At 41.8% G+C, this 24,348-nt stretch carries 21 protein-coding genes and 1 tRNA gene; 12 read left to right on the plus strand and 10 right to left on the minus strand.

The window, feature by feature from the left end:
- Positions 1-3 precede the first annotated feature (3 nt).
- Positions 4-735 carry a DUF6064 family protein gene (locus QVP90_RS09400; RefSeq protein WP_005931577.1) on the plus strand — a complete coding sequence of 244 codons (732 nt, stop codon included), beginning with the start codon at positions 4-6 and terminating at the stop codon, positions 733-735.
- Between the two features lie 379 nt (positions 736-1,114).
- Here the strand turns inward: QVP90_RS09400 and kdsR are convergent, their stop codons facing one another.
- The 5 genes from kdsR to QVP90_RS09425 all read right to left on the minus strand — a co-directional run bounded on the left by kdsR (position 1,115) and on the right by QVP90_RS09425 (position 6,899).
- A complete protein-coding gene (gene kdsR / locus QVP90_RS09405) occupies positions 1,115-1,930 on the minus strand; it encodes a 3-ketodihydrosphingosine reductase (protein ID WP_021936268.1) in 816 nt (271 codons plus the stop codon).
- Between the two features lie 62 nt (positions 1,931-1,992).
- Positions 1,993-3,183 (minus strand): ABC transporter permease, encoded by a 1,191-nt coding sequence (locus QVP90_RS09410; protein WP_007481158.1) that lies wholly within the window; start codon positions 3,181-3,183, stop codon positions 1,993-1,995.
- The gene (locus QVP90_RS09415; RefSeq protein WP_005931583.1) at positions 3,167-4,363 is read right to left on the minus strand and encodes an ABC transporter permease; all 1,197 of its coding nucleotides are present in this window, start codon (positions 4,361-4,363) and stop codon (positions 3,167-3,169) included. Before QVP90_RS09415 ends, QVP90_RS09410 begins: the two co-directional genes overlap by 17 nt.
- A gap of 11 nt (positions 4,364-4,374) precedes the next feature.
- Positions 4,375-5,397 (minus strand): HlyD family secretion protein, encoded by a 1,023-nt coding sequence (locus QVP90_RS09420; RefSeq protein WP_264381141.1) that lies wholly within the window; start codon positions 5,395-5,397, stop codon positions 4,375-4,377.
- 71 nt (positions 5,398-5,468) lie between these two features.
- Positions 5,469-6,899: a TolC family protein gene (locus QVP90_RS09425; RefSeq protein ID WP_264381142.1), complete on the minus strand. Its 1,431-nt coding sequence runs from the start codon at positions 6,897-6,899 to the stop codon at positions 5,469-5,471.
- Between the two features lie 302 nt (positions 6,900-7,201).
- Here QVP90_RS09425 and QVP90_RS09430 point away from each other — a divergent pair.
- The 7 genes from QVP90_RS09430 to QVP90_RS09460 all read left to right on the plus strand — a co-directional run bounded on the left by QVP90_RS09430 (position 7,202) and on the right by QVP90_RS09460 (position 13,312).
- A tRNA-Gly gene (locus QVP90_RS09430) sits at positions 7,202-7,277 on the plus strand.
- Between the two features lie 59 nt (positions 7,278-7,336).
- A complete protein-coding gene (locus QVP90_RS09435) occupies positions 7,337-8,068 on the plus strand; it encodes a TIGR02757 family protein (RefSeq protein ID WP_021936271.1) in 732 nt (243 codons plus the stop codon).
- A 126-nt stretch (positions 8,069-8,194) separates the two neighbouring features.
- A complete protein-coding gene (gene proS / locus QVP90_RS09440) occupies positions 8,195-9,676 on the plus strand; it encodes a proline--tRNA ligase (RefSeq protein ID WP_005931595.1) in 1,482 nt (493 codons plus the stop codon).
- Positions 9,677-9,877: 201 nt separating this feature from the next.
- Positions 9,878-10,555 (plus strand): response regulator transcription factor, encoded by a 678-nt coding sequence (locus QVP90_RS09445; RefSeq protein ID WP_007481147.1) that lies wholly within the window; start codon positions 9,878-9,880, stop codon positions 10,553-10,555.
- Between the two features lie 2 nt (positions 10,556-10,557).
- A complete protein-coding gene (locus QVP90_RS09450; protein ID WP_021936272.1) occupies positions 10,558-11,838 on the plus strand; it encodes a type IX secretion system histidine kinase PorY in 1,281 nt (426 codons plus the stop codon).
- A gap of 330 nt (positions 11,839-12,168) precedes the next feature.
- The gene (locus tag QVP90_RS09455) at positions 12,169-12,606 is read left to right on the plus strand and encodes a PepSY-like domain-containing protein (protein ID WP_005931604.1); all 438 of its coding nucleotides are present in this window, start codon (positions 12,169-12,171) and stop codon (positions 12,604-12,606) included.
- A 271-nt stretch (positions 12,607-12,877) separates the two neighbouring features.
- Entirely contained in the window at positions 12,878-13,312 is a 435-nt protein-coding gene (locus tag QVP90_RS09460) for a DUF6078 family protein (RefSeq protein ID WP_005931607.1), read from the plus strand.
- A gap of 219 nt (positions 13,313-13,531) precedes the next feature.
- Here the strand turns inward: QVP90_RS09460 and QVP90_RS09465 are convergent, their stop codons facing one another.
- Together QVP90_RS09465 and QVP90_RS09470 are read right to left on the minus strand one after the other, a co-directional pair.
- Positions 13,532-14,296: a DUF3307 domain-containing protein gene (locus QVP90_RS09465; protein ID WP_021936273.1), complete on the minus strand. Its 765-nt coding sequence runs from the start codon at positions 14,294-14,296 to the stop codon at positions 13,532-13,534.
- A complete protein-coding gene (locus QVP90_RS09470) occupies positions 14,283-14,942 on the minus strand; it encodes a hypothetical protein (RefSeq protein WP_021936274.1) in 660 nt (219 codons plus the stop codon). The genes QVP90_RS09465 and QVP90_RS09470 overlap by 14 nt, the downstream gene beginning before the upstream one ends.
- Positions 14,943-15,245: 303 nt before the next feature.
- Between QVP90_RS09470 and QVP90_RS09475 the strand changes: the two genes are divergently transcribed.
- Positions 15,246-15,626 carry a YccF domain-containing protein gene (locus QVP90_RS09475; protein WP_021936275.1) on the plus strand — a complete coding sequence of 127 codons (381 nt, stop codon included), beginning with the start codon at positions 15,246-15,248 and terminating at the stop codon, positions 15,624-15,626.
- A 113-nt stretch (positions 15,627-15,739) separates the two neighbouring features.
- Here the strand turns inward: QVP90_RS09475 and QVP90_RS09480 are convergent, their stop codons facing one another.
- Positions 15,740-16,267, minus strand: a complete 528-nt coding sequence (locus QVP90_RS09480; RefSeq protein ID WP_005931618.1) for a DJ-1/PfpI family protein — start codon at positions 16,265-16,267, stop codon at positions 15,740-15,742.
- A gap of 166 nt (positions 16,268-16,433) precedes the next feature.
- Here QVP90_RS09480 and QVP90_RS09485 point away from each other — a divergent pair, with 166 nt between their 5' ends.
- Entirely contained in the window at positions 16,434-16,805 is a 372-nt protein-coding gene (locus QVP90_RS09485; RefSeq protein ID WP_005931621.1) for a winged helix-turn-helix transcriptional regulator, read from the plus strand.
- A gap of 63 nt (positions 16,806-16,868) precedes the next feature.
- Here QVP90_RS09485 and QVP90_RS09490 read toward each other — a convergent pair whose 3' ends face one another.
- Together QVP90_RS09490 and QVP90_RS09495 are read right to left on the minus strand one after the other, a co-directional pair.
- Positions 16,869-17,279 carry a pyridoxamine 5'-phosphate oxidase family protein gene (locus QVP90_RS09490; RefSeq protein ID WP_007481139.1) on the minus strand — a complete coding sequence of 137 codons (411 nt, stop codon included), beginning with the start codon at positions 17,277-17,279 and terminating at the stop codon, positions 16,869-16,871.
- 101 nt (positions 17,280-17,380) lie between these two features.
- On the minus strand, positions 17,381-21,790 hold the full coding sequence (locus tag QVP90_RS09495) for a translocation/assembly module TamB domain-containing protein (protein ID WP_264380845.1): 4,410 nt from the start codon (positions 21,788-21,790) through the stop codon (positions 17,381-17,383).
- A 235-nt stretch (positions 21,791-22,025) separates the two neighbouring features.
- Here QVP90_RS09495 and tsaD point away from each other — a divergent pair, with 235 nt between their 5' ends.
- Complete coding sequence (gene tsaD / locus QVP90_RS09500) at positions 22,026-23,045, plus strand: tRNA (adenosine(37)-N6)-threonylcarbamoyltransferase complex transferase subunit TsaD (RefSeq protein ID WP_025819155.1); 1,020 nt, start codon at positions 22,026-22,028, stop codon at positions 23,043-23,045.
- Positions 23,046-23,058: 13 nt separating this feature from the next.
- On the plus strand, positions 23,059-24,291 hold the full coding sequence (locus QVP90_RS09505; protein ID WP_007481134.1) for a competence/damage-inducible protein A: 1,233 nt from the start codon (positions 23,059-23,061) through the stop codon (positions 24,289-24,291).
- Positions 24,292-24,348 lie beyond the last annotated feature (57 nt).

Genomic DNA, 24,348 nt, shown 5'->3' on the forward strand with positions numbered 1-24,348 from the left:
ATTATGGATATCTTTTGGAGTACGATTGCAGGGTATAATTCTTCTACCTGGTTCTTGCAGTTAATTATTGTCATTGCCGGTGTTTTCCTGACAGGATTACTGTTGAAGAAACCGACGCCCCGGGTGAAACTTGCAATGAAACTTTATCTTCTGTTTCTATATCTGTGGATTGCAGTAGTATATTATTATATTTATTGTGCAGAGCGTAGTTATAACGGTACAATGGCTCTTTTTTGGGGAACGATGGCTGTTATATGGATATGGGATACGGTAACAGGCTATACCACGTTGGAGCGTAGTCGGAAGTATGATGTTTTAGCTTATATCCTGTTGGCCATGCCTTTCGTTTATCCGTTGCTTTCGTTGGCGCGCGGACTGACTTTTCCGGGTATTACCTCTCCTGTGATGCCTTGTTCGGTGGTAGTATTTACTATCGGACTTCTGTTGCTGTTTGCCCGTAAAGTGAATATGTTTCTGGTGCTGTTTCTCTGTCATTGGTCACTTATCGGATTGTCTAAAACGTATTTTTTTCATATCCCGGAAGATTTTCTGTTGGCCAGCGCTTCCGTGCCTGCATTATATCTATTCTTCAAGGAATACTTTCTCAATAATCTGCACAAGGATACCGAACCTAAGGCAAAATTGATCAACCTGTTGCTTGTCTCTGTCTGCATTGCGCTGGGAGTGTTGTTGACTGTGACCATGTTTTTGGAACTGACTCCACTGGAGAAATAAACCTTTTTTGTCAAGAGCAGATTTACGTATTCTTAACTGAAAAGGAAACTTTTCTTACTGAATGTTCTGTTACATCTCCACATGCCGGTATTTGCACTGCAACAAATAATGAAATGCATCGCAACATTACTTGGTATTCATCGTGACATGCCGTGTTATTTTCCATAAGTACCGTTCTGAAGTGTCGTAAGCATGCTGTTGAGAGACTTTATGAACCGGGAGAATATAAAAAAAGGAGAAAACTTCTGCTTTCTCCTACTTGTGTAGTCTGCCTGAAACTACTTTATGATTACAGCTACAAATATAGCCTTTTCCCCGGTCGAAGCCAAGCAAAAGATCATTTCTTTTTGAAGAATCGTGTTGTTTCGGTGCAGTCTCTTTATTTTATCTCGTAAAAAGAGCGTAATGCATATCGAATGACTTTGCCCGGTATCCATCCTTTGAATCGTGCAAATGCTACTTGCGTCCACGGCCCGGTCAATGTACGAAAAGGCGGGTTCTTTTTTTCTATTAATTTGCAGATAGCTGCTGCCAGTTTCGATGGCGGACATCCGTTTGTTTCGGCTTCTTCTATGATTTTTAAAGTCCGCTTGAAGCGTTTTCCATAATCAGGGCATGCCAATGTAGCAGGAGAGATGTTCCGGCTGGCTGTAAATCCGGTATTGAAATCTCCGGGTTCCACTACGCATACTTTGATGCCGAATGGATATACCTCCATAGACAATGCTTCACTATATCCTTCTATGGCGAATTTTGATGCCGAATAGAAACCCTGATAGGGTACGGCTATCCTTCCGGCAATAGAACTGATATTGATAATTTTCCCCTGCCGTTGTTTTCGCATAATGGGTAGCACTGCTCTACACATGCGTACCATACCCATGAAGTTTGTATCCATCTGCGAAGAGATCTCTTCATCGGTAGCCATTTCCAGTGCACCGCCAATTCCCATACCGGCATTATTTATCAATACGTCGATATGTCCCTGTTCATCCATGATACGGTTCACTGCACTGCGAACAGAATTTTCATCGGTAACATCTGCTATAAGCATTCTTATCTGTCCGATATTTCCGTTGGCTATTCTCCGGCTTGTACCATAAACTACGTACCCTTTTCCGGCAAGTGTTTGTGCCGTTACCTTTCCGAAGCCCGAAGAAGCGCCGGTGATGAGTATTACTTGTGTTCTCTCCATGAATTAATCTGATTTTCCAGAGAGCAAAGATAAGGATATTCTACACAAGTGGGCGGATATATTTAAGCTTTTAGAGGTATACTTCGTAAGAGTTTCTTTCGGTATACCCATACTGCAAGTGCGAAGTAGACAGCTGTCTGTATCCATAATGTGATGTATTCCGGTCGGATATCCGCCATGTCGCCTCCCATTGAGTTCAGTTTCACAAAAGCGAGTGTGCCCGGAGCGGCCGGTAAGATGTAATGTGCTGCCCGCCAATACCAGGGCATCAGTTCCATCGGATAGGATACACCGGAGAGGAAAATTAAGCCTACCGAAAAGAAGGCGATCATTAACAAGGGAGCTTCCGAATCGGTGAAATACCATGAAGCGGCCAGCCCGAAAAAACTGGTTGCTAACAGATAGGGGATAAGCATGATAAGGATATCCCTGCCGCTGCCGATATTCGGGATGCTGAAAAAATGTGGTAACAAGCCTAATAGAAAAAAGGCAAAGACGGCATACAGGCTGCAATAAACAAACGTTTTTCCGGCAACGATGCGTGTTGCCGTTCCCCAACTGTGACCGAAAGGAAGATAGGCACGGACACCTTTGTTCTGGTATTCGTCTCCCGTCACCATGCCGATAACCATTAGCAGCGTTTGGAAGATGATGACCATCATTACTGCCGGAATAAGGTAAGAGCCATATCCTTCGGTGTAGTTGTATAGTGCCGTACCGGATACATTGACAGGCTTTGCCAGAGCTACCGCTATCAATCCTTGCGGAGGAAGGAATACGGCACCGTCCGGACGATAGGCATCGTTTATGGCAAGCATGACTCTTGATGACGCTTCCTGCAAAGCTTCGAAATAGAGAAAAGCGTCTGTTGTGGCGTATAAGGAGAATACAGCTTCCTCTCCTTGAAAAACGCGGTCTTCAAAGTTATGTGGGAGGTAGAGTATTCCTTGTACTTTTCCTTGTTTCATCCATTCTTGCGCTTCGTGATAATCCATGGCTTGGGCATAGATTTCTACTTGTGGAGTGGCACTCAGCCAACGGATATATTGCCGGCTGAGACTGCTGTGAGAGTTATCTACTACGGCGACAGGGGCTTTGGTTACGATGTTGGGCGCATACATATAGTTGTAAAGCAGTCCGTACACGAAAATACCCCCCATCAACACCAGCAATACGGCATAGCTGGTGCTGATAGCGCGGAATTCGCGTGTAATAATGAATGCTATTTGTGAGAGTTTATTGGATGTTTTCATATTTGTGACTGATTATAGCTCGTTTCAAATGGGGAATCATTGCCAATGCCAACAGGGGGAAGACGCAGAGGATCACTGCCGAAGGCCATAGATAGACAAAACCGCCTCCGGAATAGAGCATGGTTTGTGTGATCTCTGTGAAGTGTCGTACCGGAAAGAGATATGACGCGTCGCGTACCAACGGATACATATTGGGCACAGGGAAAGTGACACCGGACAGGGTTGCCCCTAATGAACCTACCATAGACACAATGCTGATAATGAGTGCTACGGCCGGGAAAAGGGAAAAGATGAAAAGTGCCAATGCCTGTGTGGCGATGACAAAGAGGACGGTCATTGCATTCATCAACAGCCAACTGCCATGAAAAGGAATATGCAGCATGCCGAACATGACGTAATTGCCGAGCAGGGCAATAAGGCTGAAAATAACAGTATAAGGCAGGAGCTTGCCTGCTATGGCGGTAACCATATTCCCGCCGGCAGTTTCCAGCCAGTTGTCTCCTGTGCGGAATTTAATTTCGCTACCTACGGAATAGACTGTAACGAGTAGTATCAGTACCTGAAACAGCACAAAAAAGAAAGGCTGGCTCAGGTAAACCGAGTAGTCCAGCGAGGGATTGTAAATCGGATGATCACTGGCCTGTACAGGCAAAAGGAATGTCTCTATTTGCTGTTCGCTTACTCCTAATGCCACTGCCTGCATGGCTATGGGCGATAAAGCGACCGGTGCCAGTGAAGTTTCGAAAGCTGCCATCAGTTCGCCGCCTACCGAGAGTAGTGCATAGTGATAATAATAGGAGAGGGTGGCATCTTTACCTGTTATGGCATCCTGTTCAAAGCGGGGAGGGATGGAGAGGTATCCGTATATCTCTTTACGTTGTACAGCTTCCCGGGCGGCAGCTTCGTTGACAAAATGACGGGTTACTTTAAAAGTAGGAACAGCAGACAGATTTCTCACTATGGTTCGTGAAGTCGCCGTATTATCTTGGTCTACAATGCCGATGGGGATATTCTCCATTTGCCCGTTTCCGAAGATGGTGGCCATGAAGAAGAGGGTGAACAACGGAAGTACGATGCAAGTACCGAAGTAAAGGCGTCGTGAAGTCATCCGCGTCCACTCACGAAGCAGAACGGCAGTTAGCCGGGAGTGGGAAGCAGGAAGTCGGAAGTCGTTTGCCATACCGGTCCTCCTTATTCCAATGTTAATAATACCGACATTCCCGGGCGCAATCCGTCTATTGTCTGGGTAGGGCGGGCGTGTATTTCGAAAGTTTGCAGGTCATAGCTGCCTGTCTGCTTAGTCGATTTCCAGGTGGCGAAGTTGCCCAACGGGCTGATGTAATATACCTCAAACTCTACATTTTTCCGGGCGATTGCCGGAACATCGGCTACGAACTTTCCATCGATACGGAAGTTCGGCATCAAATCCTCGCGGACGTTCAATACGGCATGTACGTCGCTCATCACTACCAGATTCATGATCGGCGTTCCCGGAGCTACCAGTTCGCCACGTTTGGGAAAGATGGTAGCTATCTGCCCGTCTTCCGGTGCTGTGAGCCGTGCGTCCATTAATAGGGAGGTAACTTCGTCTACTGTGCTTCGTGCCGCATTTACCAAGCTTCGTGCCGATGCTTTATCTTCGCTCTGTGCACCATCTACGGCCATCTGATACTGTTCGTAGGCAGCGCGCTCGGCGGCAACGGCGGCTTTGTACATTGCTTCTACTTCATCTTTTCGTTGTGAAGTAACCACACTGTCTTTATATAGGGTAAGTATCCGGTCGTAGGTCGTTTTGGCCAGCGTCAGGTCACTCTTTGTTTTATTCCAGAGTTGCTGTGCCGTGGCAATGATCTGTCGGCGGGTTCCTGCGTCTATCTTTTTGTTTTGTTGCACTGCTACCTGCTCCAAAGCGTCTACTTGGCGGTATTTGGCTTCTATCGTAGGGCTGTTTATTACCACAAGAGTATCGCCCTGTTTCACCCAGTCGCCTTCGCGCACCAGGAATGTGTCGATACGTCCCGGTAACTTTCCACTGATACGTATTTCTGTTGTTTCCACTTGACCTTGCAGTACAAGCGGTTGTTTACGCATCAGTATCATGCCAATGGCCGTGAACAGCAGGACAGCTACGAGAACAATAATAAAAGCGATGCTCAGGCTTTTTCTGTTTGAGTGTTCTCCGTTTTCTTTAGGGGGGAAAGCAGAAGGAGTCATCTCCTTTTTAGTATCTTCTGTATTCATATTTTCAGGATGGGTTATATTGTTTTTATTCATACGGATTATTTTTATTTCATATCTTCCGGAAGCGGAAGGGAAGTTGGAACAGTAGAGGCATAGCGGCTGAATTGTTCCGGCGTTCCGCACAGCGCCAACAGGTTCATTAGTGCTACATCATATTCGTAATAGGCGGCAAGTCTTGCCACTTTCACTTTAGATAACATTGTTTCTGCATCGATCACTTCGGTAGAAGTAGCCATTCCTTCCGTAAATGCTTTTTTACGCATCCGTACCAGTTCCTCACTCAGTTCGATGGTAGTATTCAAGGCCCGTACATTATCTTGGGCCTGTTGCATCTGGCTGTATAGTTTGTCTACTCCTATGGCAAGGTCGTCTTTGGCCTTTGCCTGTCCCAATGCCAATGTCTGGCTTGTCAGTTTCGACTGCCGGATTCGTTTTTCACGTTCCAGTCCGTCGAAGAGATTCCATGTGAAACCGACTCCTACCATCGTACGGGGCAGGAGATTACTCTGAATCCCGTGCGAGTATAATGTCTGTTTGCCGAAAAGGGCGATATTGGGCATATATCCGCTTCGGTCGATCTTCACTTGTTGTTTCGCTATATGCTCCTGAAGATTTAGCTGGTTGACGAGATAGTTACTGGTGTTTACTGCAAGTATGAATTCCATTTTGGGTGGAAGTGAGTCGTTGATGAACAGGGGAGAAGAAGGTGCGATGTTACCGTTTTCTCCTTCCATGTTGAGCAGTGTTTTCAAAGTGTTCTGCACTACGGTTTCTTCTTTTCGTGCGGCTTCCAGTTCCCGCTTTGCTTCATCCATATTGACTTGTGCGAAGAGTCGTGCCGCCTTGTCGATCATTCCGGTGGCTTCTAATTTTAGGGCATTCTCATAATGTTTAGTTAACCCGTTGTACGTTTCTTCGCGTACGGCAACGACTTGTTGCGCCAATCTTAGTCCATAATAACTTTCGGCGAGCAGTGTACGTTGGGCGGCATCCACCTGTCCGCGAGTTTCGCGTGCCAAGTCTACCATTGTATTACCGATCTTGCTGGCATGAAACCGTTTTCCACCGGCAAAGAAAACCCATTCGGCAGTAACATCGACCGTTGTCAGGTTACGCGGAGCCAAAGGGAAGATTAGCGTATTGGCTCCTATCTGATCGAGAATGCCACTGATGATCTGATCATCAGGAATGATGCTGTGCACAAAATCTTTTGCCGGATCTGTAAATTGTGATAGCGGTTGTTTGACCTCTATCTTTTCCGACATATGTACAAATGCCCCGGTAGATTGTACACTCGGATACCAGAAAGCATTCAGCTTTCCTTTCTCGCTTTTAGCTATTTCCACTCCTTTATCTGCAATCTTTAAGCTTTGGTTGCCGGTATGTAACAACTCCAGTGCTTCTTCAAAACTAAGAGATTGCTTTCTATCCGGGATGGCCTTTTGGGTAGTGTTGTAAGCACCCTGCGCCATCATTACCGGCATAGACAAACTAACTGATAATAAAATAAAGAGGATTCGTTGGTTTAGGTTCATATCATTATTCGTTTATTCCATTTGATTATTTCGTGAAGATTCTAACAGATGAGGAAGAGGATTGTTCGCAAAAAAAGAAGACTTCATCTATCGGTCTCATAGAAAGTAATTTAATCCACGGTCTTATATGTAGAGATTTATTTCCGACTTTTTTCTTTTATTTTTTTTCCGTATATGTATTGCTTTTTACAAAACAATGTTTACCTTTGTCACCGTTTTAAGAATGATAATTAAAACATATTGCGGCAGTAGCTCAGTTGGTAGAGCATCAGCTTCCCAAGCTGAGGGTCACGAGTTCGAGTCTCGCTTGCCGCTCCAAAAAGCAATAAGCCATAGATCGTATCTGATTTATGGCTTTTATTATATCTACAACAATCATGAATACAGAGTTGAAAGAACGGCTTATGCTATTGGCGGAACGTTATGAAACGCCTGCTTTTATCGTAGAAGACCCTATCCGGATACCCCATCGTTATCACTCTCAGACAGACGTTGAGATTTCAGCACTTGTCACCTCCTGGATAGCTACCGGAAACCGGAAAGCGATTATTAGAAGTGCCGACCGGATAGATTGTGCAATCTTCAAGAATGCTCCTTATCAATATATAATGAGTAAAGAATGGAGAATGTATGCCGGACAGAAAAGAAGTTTCTATCGTTACTATTCTTTCGATGACTTTTATCTGTTGTGCGATACACTGTATACTGTTTACTCACGAAAGCTGACATTGGAAGACTACCTTTATGAATCGTTTGATACACTTTCTCCTTTACAGAGATTACAGTCTGTTTTCGGACATATCAATGGTATGCCCGAGATGTCCAGTACTTCCGAAGCTAAAAAGATGTGCATGTTCCTGCGGTGGATGATCCGTCGGGATTCTTGTGTCGACTTTGGTCTTTGGCAAAGGTTTCATCCCCGTGAACTGATTGTTCCGCTCGATACACATGTTCACCGTATAGCGATGGATTTAGGATTGACTCAGAAACGCAAATGTATCCGGACAGCTTGTGATATTACTGATATTTTGGCACAAATCTGGCCCGATGATCCCGTAAAAGGAGATTTTGCTTTGTTCGGTTTCGGTATAAACGAATCTGTAAAGTGATAGAAGTACGGTTATATAATAGTTTTTCACTGACAAAAATAATGCAGAACAATAGGTAGAGTTCTGTCTATTTCGTATTTTTGCACCCTGTTTTAACGAATCAAGAAAACTTTAAATAAAAATATAATGGCAAAAGAACTGAAAGACCTTACCAAACGCAGCGAGAATTATTCGCAGTGGTACAATGATTTGGTGGTAAAAGCGGATTTGGCAGAGCAGTCTGCTGTGCGCGGATGTATGGTGATTAAGCCTTACGGATACGCTATTTGGGAAAAAATGCAACGTCAGCTGGATGATATGTTTAAAGAGACCGGTCATGTGAATGCTTATTTCCCGTTATTGATCCCGAAATCTTTCCTTAGCCGCGAAGCTGAACATGTGGAAGGCTTTGCCAAAGAGTGTGCGGTGGTTACTCACTATCGTCTGAAAAATGCGGAGGATGGATCGGGCGTTGTGGTTGATCCGGCTGCTAAGCTTGAAGAAGAGCTGATTATCCGTCCTACTTCGGAAACAATCATCTGGAATACTTATAAGAACTGGATACAGTCTTATCGCGACCTGCCTATCTTGTGCAACCAGTGGGCAAACGTATTCCGTTGGGAAATGCGTACGCGTCTTTTCCTTCGCACGGCTGAATTCTTATGGCAGGAGGGGCATACGGCACATGCCACTCGTGAAGAAGCCGAAGAGGAAGCAGTAAGAATGTTGAATGTATATGCCGACTTCGCCGAGAAGTACATGGCGGTTCCTGTTGTGAAAGGTGTGAAATCGGCTAACGAGCGTTTTGCCGGTGCACTCGATACATATACCATCGAAGCGATGATGCAGGATGGAAAAGCTTTGCAGAGCGGTACCTCTCACTTCTTGGGACAAAACTTTGCCAAAGCATTCGATGTTCAGTTTGTTAATAAAGAGAATAAATTGGAATATGTTTGGGCTACTTCATGGGGTGTTTCCACTCGATTGATGGGTGCGCTTATCATGACTCATTCTGACGACAACGGATTAGTGTTACCTCCACATTTGGCACCTATACAGGTAGTTATTGTTCCTATCTATAAGAATGAAGAACAACTGAAACAGATTGATGCTAAGGTGGCAGGTATTGTTGCTGCATTGAAATCATTGGGCATTTCGGTGAAATATGACAATGCCGACAATAAGCGTCCGGGCTTCAAGTTTGCCGATTATGAACTGAAAGGTGTGCCGGTACGTCTTGTGATGGGTGGCCGTGACTTGGAAAACAACACGATGGAGGTAATGCGCCGCGATACTCTTGAGAAAGAAACCATCTCTTGTGAAGGTATCGAAACTTATGTAAAGAACCTTCTTGAAGAGATTCAGGCAAACGTTTATCAGAAAGCTTTAAAACATCGTGAGGCGATGACGAGAACTGTAGAGACTTATGATGAATTCAAGACCGAAATAGAAAAAGGCGGCTTTATCTTGGCTCATTGGGACGGTACTACTGAAACAGAAGAAAAGATCAAGGAAGATACGAAAGCAACTATCCGTTGTATTCCGTTTGACGGTGATAAGACTCCGGGTAAATGTATGGTTACCGGTAAGCCTTCGGCATGCCGCGTGATCTTTGCACGTTCTTATTAAAAGATATTTTATTTCAATTGAGTGCCGGTCGCAGACGAATGGATGCGACCGGCATTTTCTATTTGTATATGTTTTGATTTCGTTTTATGTTTTTGCTTGAAGCAATACTTGAACTTTAAGAATAAAAATTCTGTAATTTCAGCTTTATTTCAGAAACTTCCTTTTTCTTTGTACATAGATCTATAAATATGAAGTAGCCTTATGAAGATATTAATAGTTGAAGACGAGCCTGCATTGCGTGAACTCATTCAACGTTCGTTGGAGAAAGAGCGTTATGTGGTGGAAGTCGCTGCCGATTTTAATTCTGCTTTACGCAAGATAGAAGATTATGACTATGATTGTGTTTTACTCGACATTATGCTTCCGGATGGTAGCGGACTCGACCTGCTTGAAAAGCTGAAAGCTATGCATAAGCGCGAGAATGTGATCATCATCTCAGCGAAAGATTCTTTGGAAGATAAAGTGTTGGGACTGGAATTGGGGGCGGACGATTATCTGCCTAAACCTTTCCATCTGGCAGAATTGAATGCACGTATTAAAAGTGTTATCCGCCGCCAGCATCACGATGGAGAGATTGATATCTGTTTAGGAAATATCCGTATTCTTCCGGATAAGTATCAGGTACTTATCAATGACAGGGAGGTGGAACTGAATAGGAAAGAGTATGATATCCTGCTGTATTTTATCAATCGTCCCGGCAGATTGGTCAATAAGAATACGCTTGCCGAATCTGTTTGGGGAGATCATATCGATCAGGTGGACAATTTCGATTTTATCTATGCGCAAATAAAAAATCTTCGCAAGAAACTGAAAGACGCCGGGGCTACTGCCGAAATAAAAGCGGTTTACGGATTCGGCTATAAAATGATTGTAGAATAATTATGAAACTGATTTATCGCATCGTAATTCGTATCTCTTTGCTCTTGATACTTGTATTAGGTGTTTGGGCTGTGTTTTTTTATATGGCTATGATGGACGAGGTGAACGATGAAGTGGATGATTCGCTGGAAGATTATTCGGAAGTTATCATTATCCGTACGCTTGCCGGAGAGGAATTGCCTTCGCAAAATACCGGCTCAAATAACCAATATTACCTCAGAGAAGTTACTGAGGAATATGCAGATAGTCGTGAAGATATTACCTATAAGGATTCTATGGTTTATATTGTAGAAAAGGGTGAAACCGAACCGGCGCGTATTCTTACTACCATCTTTAAAGATGATGAAAACCGGTTTTATGAATTGACGGTATCTACTCCAAGCATTGAAAAAGAGGATTTGACTGCTGCGATACGTAATTGGATGACTTTTCTTTATGTAGCCTTGCTGCTTGTCATAATCGTAGTGAATGTCTGGGTGTTCCAGCAAAGTATGCGACCTTTATACGTCTTGTTGCATTGGCTGGACGGCTACCGGATAGGAAGTAAGAATAAACCTCTGGAGAATGACACACAAATCACTGAATTTCGTAAACTTAACGAAGCGGCTATCCGGAATGCAGAACGTAGCGAGCAGTTGTTCGAACAGCAGAAGCAATTCATAGGCAATGCTTCTCATGAGATACAGACTCCGCTTGCCATCTGCCGGAATCGTTTGGAGATGATGATGGAAGACGAATCGCTTTCCGAATCTCAGTTGGAAGAACTAATGAAGACTCACCAGACTTTGGAACATATCACAAAGTTGAACAAATCACTGTTATTGCTTTCGAAAATAGACAACGGACAGTTTACGGAAACCGTAGAACTGGAACTGAACGAGCTTTTAAAGCAATATTTGGATGATTATAAAGAGGTATACGCCTATCGGGAGATTCAGACGGAGGTAGTGGAAAAGGGTGTTTTCCGTGTACAAATGAACGAATCCCTTGCTACTATTCTTATAACGAACCTTTTGAAGAATGCTTTTGTACACAATGTAGATGGCGGTCATATCCGGATAGAAATTACATCGCATCGTTTTACATTCTGCAATAGTGGGGTAGAGCATTCTTTGGATAGTACGCATATTTTTGAACGTTTTTATCAAGGTACCAAGAAAGAGGGTTCCACAGGGCTCGGGCTGGCTATCGTCGATTCTATTTGCCGACTGCAGAACATAGGATTGAAGTATTATTTTCAGAACGGTGAACACTGCTTTGAGATTTCGGAAGAACAGATTTAAATATATGAAGTAGATTATGATAATGTCGACAAGCTGGAATCCGTGGCATGGTTGCTTTCTGTTTTCACCAAACCGGTGCCAAGTTACTGAAAGATGGAAAACTATATCGTATAAAACGATATTATCAGATATCGCAGGCATGGAAAGCGGGCATAAACTACAGGATAGGAAGAGATGGTAAGCCGGAAGGGGGTATAAAATAAACTGATAGAAAATTCTAAGAAGAAAATTTTAAAAAAGCCCTTGGATTTCAAAATCTTTTCAGTTTCTCATCTCATCTTTGTATCATAATTAAATATTTAAAGAAAAACAATATTAAAAAAGACGATTATGAAAAAGTTACTTCTTTTATTAGTGTGCCTGTTCACCTTTCAGGCTGTTGTGAAGGCAAATGATGATAAACCGATTAAGGTAGCACAGTTGCCACAATCGGCTCAACAGTTTATTAAATCGCATTTTGGTAATAGTAAGGTTGCCATTGCTAAGATGGAAACGGATTGGCTTGACAAGAGTTATGATGTTATTTTTACGGATGGCAATAAGCTGGAGTTCGATAAACAGGGGAACTGGAAAGAGATTAACTGTAAATACAGTGCTGTCCCGGCAGGTGTAATTCCGGCTCAAATTCTTAAATATGTGTCTGAGAACTATCCGGATGCCAAAGTATTGAAGATAGAACGGGACAAAAAAGATTATGAGGTGAAACTGTCCAATAGATGGGAATTGAAATTTGACCTGCAATTTAACCTGATCGATATTGACGATTGAATTCCGGAAACGATGAAGATGAAAGTGATATTCGATTCGACAGGAAACATTGTTTGACCTCTGTAATTAAAGAATATAAAGAAAGGGGATGTGTCTATCAGGCATATCTCCTTTCTTGTAATAAAAACTGCGACAATAATCTGCTTTCATTAACAGAAAACAGGTAGTTATCAGATTTATTTTTTTACTTTTGTAGAAACTACATTGTTCGTTGCATTTCCTGGAATTTCAAGAACAGGATTATGTTATTACGAACACAAAAAATAATTTTATGGAACAAAAAACAAACACTCTATCTGTGCCGTACAGCTATGCCCGTTGTTATAACGAGCAATGTCGGCAAGCCGAAAACTGCTTGCGGCGTATGGCAGCTTTGTATGATACGGCCGATTATCCGTTTATCACCATTCTCAATCCGGTTCGCTTTCCGAAAGCGGATGGGAATTGTTCTTATTTTCAAAAAGCGGAGAAGGTGCGTATGGCATGGGGAGTCAAAGGATTACTTGATAAGATCCCCTATGAAGATGCAGTCAGTATTAAACAACAATTGATCGGACATTTCGGCAAAACCAAATATTATCGTTTTTATCGGGAGGAACGGTATCTCACTCCTAAAGAACAGGCTTATATCCGGCAGGTGTTTTGTAATAAAGGGATTACCGAAGAACCGCCTTTTACCCGTTACACGGATGAATATATGTGGTAGATAATGCTCATGACATTCCGGATAAGTAAGAAAAAGTAGTAGATACGATCACTTGATTGGTTTCAACGTGTTGAAACCGTTCGTTCCATATGGATGAAACTAATTGTTCCATCTATATGGAACCAAGCGTTTCATTATTATGAAACAAGTCGTTTCAACGTATTGAAACCGACCTTTTCAGTAGACCGAAACGATCGTTGCTTTATTTGAAACGAAAACTCATGTATATGCAGAAAGAAATGTACGTAGTACAAGTCCCGTGAGTATGGCAATTGTAAAACTGGCCAATGTTCCTATTAAAACATATTCTGTTGTTTTTATTTCCTGTCCTTTACTTAATTCCCCAAAACGGAAGATCGATTTTGCAGCCAATAGAAAACCGATCGCTTCGTTAAATCCTACTAAAATAAAGGTTAAGATAAGGCAGCGTTCCAGATATCCAATCCACTGTCCGGCATTCTGAAGACTGGTAGAGTTCATACCGGGTTCTCTCCATTGCCGGGTGAAAAGGGCCAATAACAAGGAAGTGGGTTTTAATATAAGGAGATAAACTGTCAGTATCGCCCACCATTTGGGAGAAGCGAATAGAATATCTGACACCTCTGCCATTTCGCTCCATATGCTATAAACACCCATCCACAAAATACAGATAACGAGCAGATGGAGTATTTGGTCGATAATAAATGCGTGAAGATGGTCATTGAAATAGCGGATTTTAATATAGTCTATGATGAGATGGGTGACAAAGATTACTAAAGGGATCATCCAGTTACTCCACATCCCTGCGAATAGATACGCCGTTATGGCTTGCACTAAGCTGTGAGAGAGATGATATGTCCACTTGTGAACAGTACTAAGCCGTCTTTTCTTTATTATTTGGAAACCTCGTTTGCCATTTGCCATTCCTTTGCTTTGCAGTATAAAATCTGCTAAGAAATGTGCAAAAATCAGGCGAAACAAAAGACCGAAACTACTTAATTCCATCTGTTTGAATTTTGGCTGTTATTATTTGTTTGCACCTGTCCAGATAAGGCCTGATAAGATATTCTTTACCGGCAATGATACGTTTGCTGATATTTTGTGGAGAGGTATTCAGGTCGGCAGCTATCTCTTTTTGCGTTTTTGAATGAATTAACGAAGCATAGATTGCCTGTGCCTGTGCCACACTCCATTCAGAAACAATATCATCGGCAAATGCCGTACTTACTTTTAATTCGTCATTCATGTTTTGCCAAGGAGTACGTATGGCAAGTTTTCGTTTCCCTAATTCGTCAAATTCCCATCCCGAATTGCGGAAAGCTTCACCATCGGATTCGGTGACGCTCTCTTCTTGTGAGAAGTTCACACTTCCTAATCCTAAGGCCAGGCGTGCATCCCATTTTGTTTCACTGCCTTCCGGAGTACTTTTTTGTAGTCCGGCGCGGATAAGTATAGCTATTCTTACTGCTTCATAGGGATTGTCAATAACAATCTGGAAACTGTCCCCACGGAAAATCTCCAGTTTCATTTTACTCCATTTCTCCATTTCGTATACTGTGTTACGAATGGTATCTAAAACCAGTTGTTTGTTTTCCGGCTTTATTCGGGTGGACTGGATAATGTCTCCGGTAATGACTCCTTTTATTTTCATAGGTTTATGATTTTATTCTTCCGGAGCAAAGATAAGACTATTTCTGAGAAAACAACCAAAAACGGTTGATTTTATAAAAACAACCAAAAACGGTTGATTCTTAAAAAACAACCGGAGATGATTGATTCTTTAGTGCATCTGTATGTGGATAAAAATTTTTAAAAGGAAAATTTAAAGAGGCTCTTAATATTACTGCACTCAATTAGGAATTTTTGTTATCCATAAAATCAGCATGTTAAATATACCGGAATTCATTCATTATATTTTATCTTTGTGCCCTTAGAAAATTAAAATATTGAAAGTATGAATTTGTTTATGAATCTCTTGTGGCTCCTGCTTGGAGGCATATTTACGGCTGTTGAGTATTTGATATCCAGTCTTTTGATGATGATAACGATTATCGATATCCCTTTTGGTCTGCAAACCCTCAAAATGTCTTTGCTGGCATTGTGTCCATTTGGAAAAGAGGTTAGGAGTTGTCCCGATTCGGGAGGTTGCCTTAGTATATTGATGAATATTCTTTGGATATTTTTGGGAGGTATATGGATAAGCCTTTCGCATCTTGCCTTTGGCATCTTGCTGAGTATTACGATTATAGGATTGCCTTTTGGCATACAGCATTTCAAACTGGCCGGATTGGCACTGACCCCATTTGGAAAAGAGATCGTGGATAAATATAAATAATCATGGATGAATGTGGCAGCTAATGGCACTTACATTCATCCATGATTTATTGAATAGACAGAATAACGTAACTTTTGATATTCTGCCATCATTTTGAACCAATATCCTTTTTCTTACTTAAGGGCTTCGATTACTTTAGGCATCATTGTCCAGATGGTGTTTTCATCTTGTGCCGTGAAGAAATTACCGTCAATTTCTGATTTCTCATCTGTTGCTTTACCGTTTTGGATGGCCGGCTTTGCCAGTGGGTGTACAGATAGTTTTTTACCATTGGTAATTCCTGTGAAATCAAACATCATTGCTGCCGCACAATGTCCTATCATTAGTTTTCCTTTATCTCCGAATGCTTTGATAACTTCCATCAGATCGATATTGTATGGTTTGTTTGCATTTTCCTGAAATACGGGAACAGCGTCACCACAAGAAAACACGAGTGCATCATATTCGTCTTCATGGCCTTTTAGATTGGCTATAACATCGTCTGCCCACAAACTGATACCGGAGTTACTCTTTATCTCTTTGGTTTCTGCTACTGCATACACTCTGTACGGAATTTCATTCTCAAAAAATGCTTCCAGATACTGAAACAAACCGAATCCGTTTACCGGATTTACTGCTAATACTGCAACTTTCTTTGCCATAACGTAAAATATTAAGTGAAACAATAGTTATTTTTAGTAAGTTTATTACTTTTGTGTTGCAAATATAGCTTTACTTGTTTATGTAAACAAGAACGTATCTCAGAATAAGGAACTTACATGGAAGTAACCATTGCTGAGCATCAGAAGAATAGAAAAGATTAAAAAAATGAAAAATTTTCATCCTACGGGAAATTGTCCGGTGCGTGACGTACTGAGCAGGCTGGGCGATAAATGGTCGATACTTGTTCTTGTTACTTTGAATGCAAATGGGACAATGCGGTTTAGTGATATTCATAAGACAATTGAAGACATTTCACAACGCATGCTTACCGTTACTCTCAGAACATTGGAAAGCGATGGACTGGTGGAAAGGAGGATTTATGCGGAAGTACCGCCACGTGTAGAATACAACCTTACGGATACCGGACGTAGCTTGATTCCACATGTAGAGGCTTTGGTGGACTGGGCATTGGAACATATGGCTGTTATATTACAAAATAGGGAGAGCAAAGAACCTTTTCGTGTTGTGGAACGATAATAGTCCAATCATCCGGCACAAATATATGGCTTATAAATGCACCGGATGCCGGGTTATTTACAATTACTCTATTGTTACGCGCTGAAACTGGTCTTCAATATAGATTGTAGCTTGGTTGCTTCGGAATTTTAACAGAATATATTCCGGATCTTTCACTCCTTGCGGGAAAAATTTGATAAACCAGTTTTGCCAGTACTTTTCTTTTGATTCCGCATCGTCAATGACTTCCACTTCTCCGGTCAAGACAACACTGTCACCGTCGGAATAATAACATAGTCCTGCTTTCGCGTTTGCACGGAATTCCGTTGTTTTCAGTGATGAAGCACCGGTAGACATCCAGATAGTGGATAATCCTTCTGATGCTATCCGGGCAATGGGGACAGGGCGTGGATAACCTTCTGCATTTATTGACGACAAAACTACAACCTCACACTTTTGCAATAAAGAAGCTGCTTTCTCTTTGATCTTTTCCATTTCTTTTAAGTATTTGTTGATTCGAATACCCAATAGGATTCTATATAAGGTCATAGGACAGTACTGGGAAGGTATTCTTTATACATGCATTTACATATTGGTTATTGTTCTTCGCGTAATCTCTTTATTTTGGATAGTGCATCGTTATCTGTGCCGATGGAATCGCTTTTTTGAACTTCTTCTTGTTTCCTTTCCATTCTTTTTTTCCGGTTACGGAGTTTCCATTTATTCCAGAAGAATAGCTCATTCCATTTATTGAAATCTTTCTTATACATTACTCCGACACCTTGTGTCGTCAAGTTTGTTTTGGTGTAGTAGTGGTCGTTGGTTTCATTGTATGCTTTCAGACGTACATCTCCCGAACGTGTCAACAACCATTCTGCTTCGAAGTCACCTACAAAGTTTGTATTTGCCATTGGGTTATCTCGATATCCGAAATTTCCATTGATAATCAATCGGTTGTTAAGCAACTGTCCGGAAAGAATTCCTTCCACTTCCATATCCGTCCAGCCTTTTTCTCCGGTACTGAGATTGGTTCCGATATTCCAGTTGTTGTTATCGATAATTTGCGATAGCATATTGTTCAACTGTCCCGACAGGGTAGAGGACAGTACGGATGACATCATATCGGAACTTTGCCGTTCGCCGGTATTGTTTTCCATATAGAATTTGCCAATACCCAATAGGTAAAGTATTTGCATGTTCATTTGCTCGTCTGTACTGAGGTAGTTACGCACCAATGCCTGTACTTCATCACGTTCGTTTGGTAACTCGATTCCTAATTTTATGGTAGGGCGTAGAAGAATGCCATTCAGATTCATCATGCAATTTACGCGGACATTGGGCTGTTGGATGATGGTAGAGGCATCCGGTATTAAGTCGTTCAGCGAAGCCGATGGCACAGTGTATGAAGCCTGTATATCTAATGTTGCATCGAGTGGGGGGCCATTGAAAGTGATTGTGCTTCCTTCTTTGATAATGAAGTCTTTGCGTATCACTTCTTGAAGACTGAACTTATAGATACCCTGTTGGATATGATAATTACCGAACATTTTCATGTCTCCTTTATTATAAAACTCCATACGGATGTTACCTGAGCCGCGCCCGCTGATATAATCTCCTGCTACAGGATCCATAATAATTTTCATAGTTGCGTCCGGAGTTGCGTCGACCAAAATGTTGAGACGTATATCGGTTTGTGACTCCTTTTTCTCTATTTTCTGTTGTACCTGCTCATAGAAAGAGACAAGCTGAACAGAATCTTGTATACTGCGTCGTGGTGTTTTATCTACAAATTTAATAAACTGGTTGTTTGTAGCCGAAGCAACGGTTCCTGTACTATATGTAAAGTTTGTATTCCGATTGGTAGTCATGGCTATATTGGCATCCAATCCGTCTTGTGCATTGCCTGTGAGAAGCGCGTTACCGGTTGCGTATACCGTTCCGTAAAAAGGAAAATCGGGTGACTCTTGCGTATTCATCACCAGCATGTTATTGACTTGGATATCGAATTGATATTTTATGTTTTTGAAATGTTCGTAATGAAGATATCCGTTTAATTTTCCCTGATGTCCTTCCATGTCGGCGATATGTATATTATCAAATGTAATGCCTTCCGGAGCCAAACGTATCGTGTCTTTAAGGGCAAATGACGTGTTGAGTATATCGAATTTCATAGAAGCGTCTGTCATCACTGCACCATCCAATGTCAAACCTTTGAATTTGCCATAAAAATGGACTTTACCGCTGGCACGTCCCCGGACATCTTGCGCTATTGATCGCATATAATGCTCCAGGAATTTGATATTCAGGTTGTTTGCGTCAATATTGAGATCCAGTCCGCTTGTCGGTTTGATGGGATAAATGAATCCGTTTACATGAGTCTTGGAAATATCTTTTTCTTGGATGTGTGCATCGAGATAAATACCTTTCTTCTCATTATCCCAGGCGCCATAGATATCCAGGTCACCCAATAATCCTCCGTTTAGGGTAAAGTTCATAATGGATAGACGTGTGTCGAGCACCGGTTTTTTCAATACGCCGCTGGCATAAGCCATACCTGTGGCATCTCCTTCGAAATTCACATCGTCCGAGATGCGTGCGATATCAAATACATAACCGATATTAATATCTTTCAAGTTTACTTTTACCGTGTCTTCCGGGTTGTCTGAGATGTGTCCGTCAATGCGTATATAACGGTCGGCATGGCTGAAGTAGAAGTCATTGATATCGATTTTACCCGAATCCACCACTACTTGTGAGGGGTGTACCTGCCAAATGGTATCATTTAAAATTACATCTGTCGGTTTTATGTCTACCAAGGCTTTCAATAAAGGCTTTTCACCTTCTGTACGCAGGAATTGTGCCATAGCAGCCAGTTGCCCGCTATAGGTGACGGCGGCATTGTTTCCCCAATTTATGGTTGTGTTAACTTGATCATCTTTGGCTTGTGCTTCTAAAGAGATATTGACAGCTCCGTTCTTTTTTTGGCTGGTAAAACGTACTTTTCCCATGAACTGATCGGATGGGTTCTCGCAAAGCAGTAATCCTGATTCCAAGAAATTGTTTTTGTATTGTAAACGTGGGAAATATCCTTCTACCCGAATACGCCGCATCCGGTCATTGACATATCCCTTTATAGTGGAATGGGTATATATCTTTAAAGGAATATCAAAAATGCTCGATAAAATATCTACATTGAAAATATGAATGTCGAAACTGAAATTGTTATCTGTTTCGATCTGTTTTTTAGGAGGCAGAATGAGTGAGGGGATGTAACTGCGCATGATATTCATAATACTTGCCGGCAATGTAGGATATAGAAAACGCCCCTCTACATTGGCCGTCATAAACTCCGAGGTCAGTGCGAGTTTATTGATACCTGCTTCCTGCGTTGCTGCTACATGAAGGTTTTTCATGAAATACTCTTTCTCTGGAGCGGTAAACTGTAAACTGTCTATGTCGATATCTCCATTCATCTGATCGATGGAACCGCCTTTGAAATTTGCTGTGACTTTTACAGAGAATTCGGTATCCTCATATTTTTGTGTCAGATTCAGTTCGTGTGGGCGAAGATTCTTAATGGAAGCTTGAAAGTCGAAAGTCGGAATTTTCTCCACCAAGTTGATACTACCATTTACCGCCACTGAACCGTTTTCGTCATTTAGTTCCGCTTTCCCATTGAATCCGCCATGTTTGTATTCTCCGTCGAGTGTTATATTTTCATATTTATAGTTACTGTATTCGATGGCTGCTATCAGTCCTTTCAGTATGATGGATGGCCGTTGTCTGTCATAATGAGCACCTTTTACATCAAGATTGAATGTAACTTCTCCCAATTTGTTGTTATTAAGCAGTTTGCCCAGCTTGAAATCAATCGTCTTAATGGCTCCCGAATATGCGAACAGACCTTTCTCTTTATTCGAACTGAGTTTAAGGTCGGTCTTGACTGTCCCTATGTCTGTATGAAATAAGCCGTATGTAACAAGGTCAGTGAAGTATCCGGATATTTCACCTCGGAAAGATAGGTTGCCCAAGCGTTCTAATATAGGAGGGACCCCGTTATATTCTTTGTTTAAGTTGCGTACGAGGAATCCGATACCGTTGCTGTTGGCCGACAGTTTGGAGAGGTTACCGAAAATGAAAGCGTCTTGCGGATGTGATAGATCTTGCAAAGAAACATCTCCTTCTACTTGAAACTGATTTCCGGCATTAATGGCCAGTTTGGAGCAGTTTAACTGATTGATTGTGCCGTTTACATCCAAATCCAACTCTATTTTCTCTTTGAAATTGGATAATGCAGGAACAAATGGTGAAATATCTTTTAGTGTGACATAAGAAGGTAGTGTTTGGAAAGTGAACCGGACATTATCGGTGAATTGTTTAAATGCTCCTAAGCTATCATAATCGAGGTGTATGGTATCCATTTTTAAAGAAGTACCGGGCAGGTCGATAGAAAAATTGTCTATAGACATTTTTTGGGCGTTGGCTACCAGCTTTAAACTTAACTTCTTGAGCTCAAATCCGGATTGCTCATCCACGCTTAATCGTTTAATGGAGGCATTGATCGAATCGTTTTGTAACGCTTTCAGCGAAATATTAGCTATGATATTTTGTAATCGTACATGTTTGGAGTTGAATTTTCCCGGAGTTTCTTTTTCGGAAAATACATCATATGCCAATTTGCCGCGTCGAATCAATATGGAATTAATGCGCAGGTCGATATTTTTCTCTTTTTTAATTGTATCCTGCGATGCAAATGCATCAAGAACGAATTTAAAGTTAGGAGGTGAGTCTGGTGTTTTTTTGTTCAGGTTGATATTGAAGCCGAATAGTTGTACACTGCTGATTGTGATTTTTCCCTTGAAAAGGGGAAGTATTTCAAATTTGGCAGAAAGACGGGCAACTTTCAACATTTCTTTTCCCGATTGGTCATCGAGCAATACGTCATCTATGATGATACGGTTCAGTAGTCCCATATCTATTCTTCCAATGGTCAACTCGGTACCCATAACATGAGAGAGCTCTTTTGCTACAAATACAGCAGACTTTTGCTGAACAAATGGTATGTTCAACAAAAGAATTACTCCGATATATACTCCCAGTACGATACCGAGCACCCAACGTACAGTCTTTTTCAGCGTTCTGATAAGCGGTTACTTTTATTTAGCGAACAAAAATATAAAATAGTTCGTTATGAATCCTACTTTTATCATTACTTTTGCACCGTTTAAATATCAAAAAACTATGAGTACGATAATATTGGGAATCGAGTCTTCTTGTGATGATACGTCGGCAGCCGTTATCAAGGATGGATATTTGCTGTCGAATGTAGTCTCCAGCCAGGCCGTTCATGAAGCGTATGGCGGTGTGGTACCCGAACTTGCTTCACGTGCGCATCAGCAAAATATTGTTCCGGTTGTACATGAGGCATTGAAGCGGGCAGGGGTGACAAAGGAGGAATTGAGTGCTGTGGCCTTTACTCGTGGTCCGGGATTAATGGGATCACTGCTTGTGGGAGTTTCTTTCGCAAAAGGGTTTGCACGTTCGTTAGATATACCGATGATTGATGTTAATCATCTGACAGGTCATGTATTAGCTCATTTTATTAAAGTGGAGGGTGAAGAAAATAAACAACCAGGTTTCCCTTTTCTTTGTCTGCTGGTTTCGGGTGGAAATTCTCAGATTGTGTTAGTGAAAGCCTACAATGATATGGAGATTTTGGGGCAGACAATCGATGATGCAGCCGGTGAAGCCATTGATAAATGTTCGAAAGTAATGGGGCTTGGTTATCCGGGAGGTCCGATTATCGATAAGTTGGCTCGTCAGGGAAATCCCAAAGCATTTACTTTTAGCAAACCTCATATTCCGGGATTGGACTATAGCTTTAGTGGATTGAAAACTTCGTTTCTCTATTCGCTCCGTGATTGGATGAAGGACGATCCGGACTTTATTGAACATCATAAAGTTGATCTTGCCGCTTCGTTGGAAGCAACCATTGTGGATATTCTAATGGATAAACTTCGCAAGGCTGCAAAACAATATAAAATAAACGAAGTGGCTGTAGCCGGTGGCGTGTCTGCTAACAATGGATTGAGGAATGCTTTTCGTGAACATGCTGAAAAGTACGGTTGGAAGATATTCATTCCGAAATTCAGTTATACTACCGATAATGCGGCTATGATTGCAATTACCGGATATATGAAGTATCTGGATAAGGATTTCTGTTCAATGGAACTACCGGCATATTCGCGCGTTACCTTATAATATATAGTGAAGTATGTTTGCAGAAATTATCACAATCGGTGATGAGCTTCTTATAGGGCAAGTTACGGATACAAATTCCGCATGGATGGGGCGTGAGTTGAATAAAGCCGGTATTGAGGTAATTCGGGTTGTTTCGGTCCGTGATCGTGCGGAAGAAATAACCGAAGCCGTAGACGATGCGATGAAAAGGGTTGATATCGTACTTGTGACCGGTGGTTTGGGACCTACTAAAGACGATATAACCAAACAGACGTTGTGCACTTATTTTGGAACGGAACTGGTTTTCAGCGAAGAAGTATTTGAAAATGTGAAGCGGGTATTGGCAGGAAGAATCCCGATGAATGCATTGAATAGGAGCCAGGCAATGGTTCCAAAAGATTGCATTGTGATAAATAATAGGGTAGGCAGTGCTTCTGTCAGCTGGTTTGAAAGAGATGATAAAGTATTGGTTTCTATGCCGGGAGTGCCACAGGAAATGACTACTGTAATGAGTGAAGAAATTATTCCCCGTTTGCGCGAGAAGTTTGACACGGATATAATTATACATAAGACATTTACCGTAAAGAATTATCCGGAATCGGTTTTGGCAGAAAAGCTGGAATCGTGGGAAGTGGCTTTACCGGAATGTATAAAGTTGGCCTATTTACCGAAACCCGGCATCATCCGGTTACGATTGACAGGACGTGGAAAACAGAAAGAGGAAGTACGGATGTTGATGGATATGGAAGCAGGTAAATTGGAGGAGCTTTTAGGGGATGATATCTTTGATGAAGACGATACGCCTTTAGAAATCCTTGTAGGAAACTTGCTGAAAAAGAAGAATCTGACCGTATCCACCGCAGAAAGCTGTACCGGAGGAAGTATTGCTGCACGATTAACTTCTATCCCGGGAAGCTCCGAATATTTTAAAGGTGCTGTTGTGGCCTATTCCAATGAAATTAAAGAGGCATTGCTACATGTGTCGACTAAAACTCTTGAGAAAAGAGGTGCTGTAAGCGAAGAAACAGTAGTCGAAATGGTAAAAGGGGCGATGGAAACGCTAAAAACAGACTGTGCGGTTTCAACTTCGGGAATAGCAGGTCCCGGGGGTGGAACAAGGGAAAAACCGGTAGGCACTGTTTGGATTGCTGCTGCTTATAAAAATGAAATTCGAACAATGAAGCAAGAGACCGATCGGGGAAGAGAAATGAATGTGGAAAGAGCAGGAAATAATGCCCTTTTGTTACTTTTAGAGCTTCTGAAATGAAGAAAATATGTATTGTATAACGAATTATTTTCGGATTTACTTGTTTTATATCTATAA

This window comes from Bacteroides sp. CAG:189 (assembly GCF_000432295.1).
GTDB classification, from domain to species: Bacteria; Bacteroidota; Bacteroidia; order Bacteroidales; family Bacteroidaceae; genus Bacteroides; species Bacteroides salyersiae.

What these genes read in the sequence shown, in the direction of transcription:
- QVP90_RS09480 (WP_005931618.1), bottom strand. Translation starts at nt 16,267, where the DNA reads ATGGCAAAGAAAGTTGCAGTATTAGCAGTAAATCCGGTAAACGGATTC.
- QVP90_RS09450 (WP_021936272.1), top strand. Translation starts at nt 10,558, where the DNA reads ATGAAACTGATTTATCGCATCGTAATTCGTATCTCTTTGCTCTTGATA.
- QVP90_RS09460 (WP_005931607.1), top strand. Translation starts at nt 12,878, where the DNA reads ATGGAACAAAAAACAAACACTCTATCTGTGCCGTACAGCTATGCCCGT.
- QVP90_RS09445 (WP_007481147.1), top strand. Translation starts at nt 9,878, where the DNA reads ATGAAGATATTAATAGTTGAAGACGAGCCTGCATTGCGTGAACTCATT.
- QVP90_RS09410 (WP_007481158.1), bottom strand. Translation starts at nt 3,183, where the DNA reads ATGAAAACATCCAATAAACTCTCACAAATAGCATTCATTATTACACGC.
- QVP90_RS09505 (WP_007481134.1), top strand. Translation starts at nt 23,059, where the DNA reads ATGTTTGCAGAAATTATCACAATCGGTGATGAGCTTCTTATAGGGCAA.
- QVP90_RS09435 (WP_021936271.1), top strand. Translation starts at nt 7,337, where the DNA reads ATGAATACAGAGTTGAAAGAACGGCTTATGCTATTGGCGGAACGTTAT.
- QVP90_RS09415 (WP_005931583.1), bottom strand. Translation starts at nt 4,363, where the DNA reads ATGGCAAACGACTTCCGACTTCCTGCTTCCCACTCCCGGCTAACTGCC.
- proS (WP_005931595.1), top strand. Translation starts at nt 8,195, where the DNA reads ATGGCAAAAGAACTGAAAGACCTTACCAAACGCAGCGAGAATTATTCG.
- QVP90_RS09455 (WP_005931604.1), top strand. Translation starts at nt 12,169, where the DNA reads ATGAAAAAGTTACTTCTTTTATTAGTGTGCCTGTTCACCTTTCAGGCT.
- QVP90_RS09425 (WP_264381142.1), bottom strand. Translation starts at nt 6,899, where the DNA reads ATGATGGCGCAGGGTGCTTACAACACTACCCAAAAGGCCATCCCGGAT.
- tsaD (WP_025819155.1), top strand. Translation starts at nt 22,026, where the DNA reads ATGAGTACGATAATATTGGGAATCGAGTCTTCTTGTGATGATACGTCG.
- QVP90_RS09465 (WP_021936273.1), bottom strand. Translation starts at nt 14,296, where the DNA reads ATGGAATTAAGTAGTTTCGGTCTTTTGTTTCGCCTGATTTTTGCACAT.
- QVP90_RS09470 (WP_021936274.1), bottom strand. Translation starts at nt 14,942, where the DNA reads ATGAAAATAAAAGGAGTCATTACCGGAGACATTATCCAGTCCACCCGA.
- QVP90_RS09490 (WP_007481139.1), bottom strand. Translation starts at nt 17,279, where the DNA reads ATGGAAAAGATCAAAGAGAAAGCAGCTTCTTTATTGCAAAAGTGTGAG.
- QVP90_RS09485 (WP_005931621.1), top strand. Translation starts at nt 16,434, where the DNA reads ATGAAAAATTTTCATCCTACGGGAAATTGTCCGGTGCGTGACGTACTG.
- QVP90_RS09420 (WP_264381141.1), bottom strand. Translation starts at nt 5,397, where the DNA reads ATGACTCCTTCTGCTTTCCCCCCTAAAGAAAACGGAGAACACTCAAAC.
- QVP90_RS09495 (WP_264380845.1), bottom strand. Translation starts at nt 21,790, where the DNA reads ATGGGTACCGAGTTGACCATTGGAAGAATAGATATGGGACTACTGAAC.
- kdsR (WP_021936268.1), bottom strand. Translation starts at nt 1,930, where the DNA reads ATGGAGAGAACACAAGTAATACTCATCACCGGCGCTTCTTCGGGCTTC.
- QVP90_RS09475 (WP_021936275.1), top strand. Translation starts at nt 15,246, where the DNA reads ATGAATTTGTTTATGAATCTCTTGTGGCTCCTGCTTGGAGGCATATTT.
- QVP90_RS09400 (WP_005931577.1), top strand. Translation starts at nt 4, where the DNA reads ATGGATATCTTTTGGAGTACGATTGCAGGGTATAATTCTTCTACCTGG.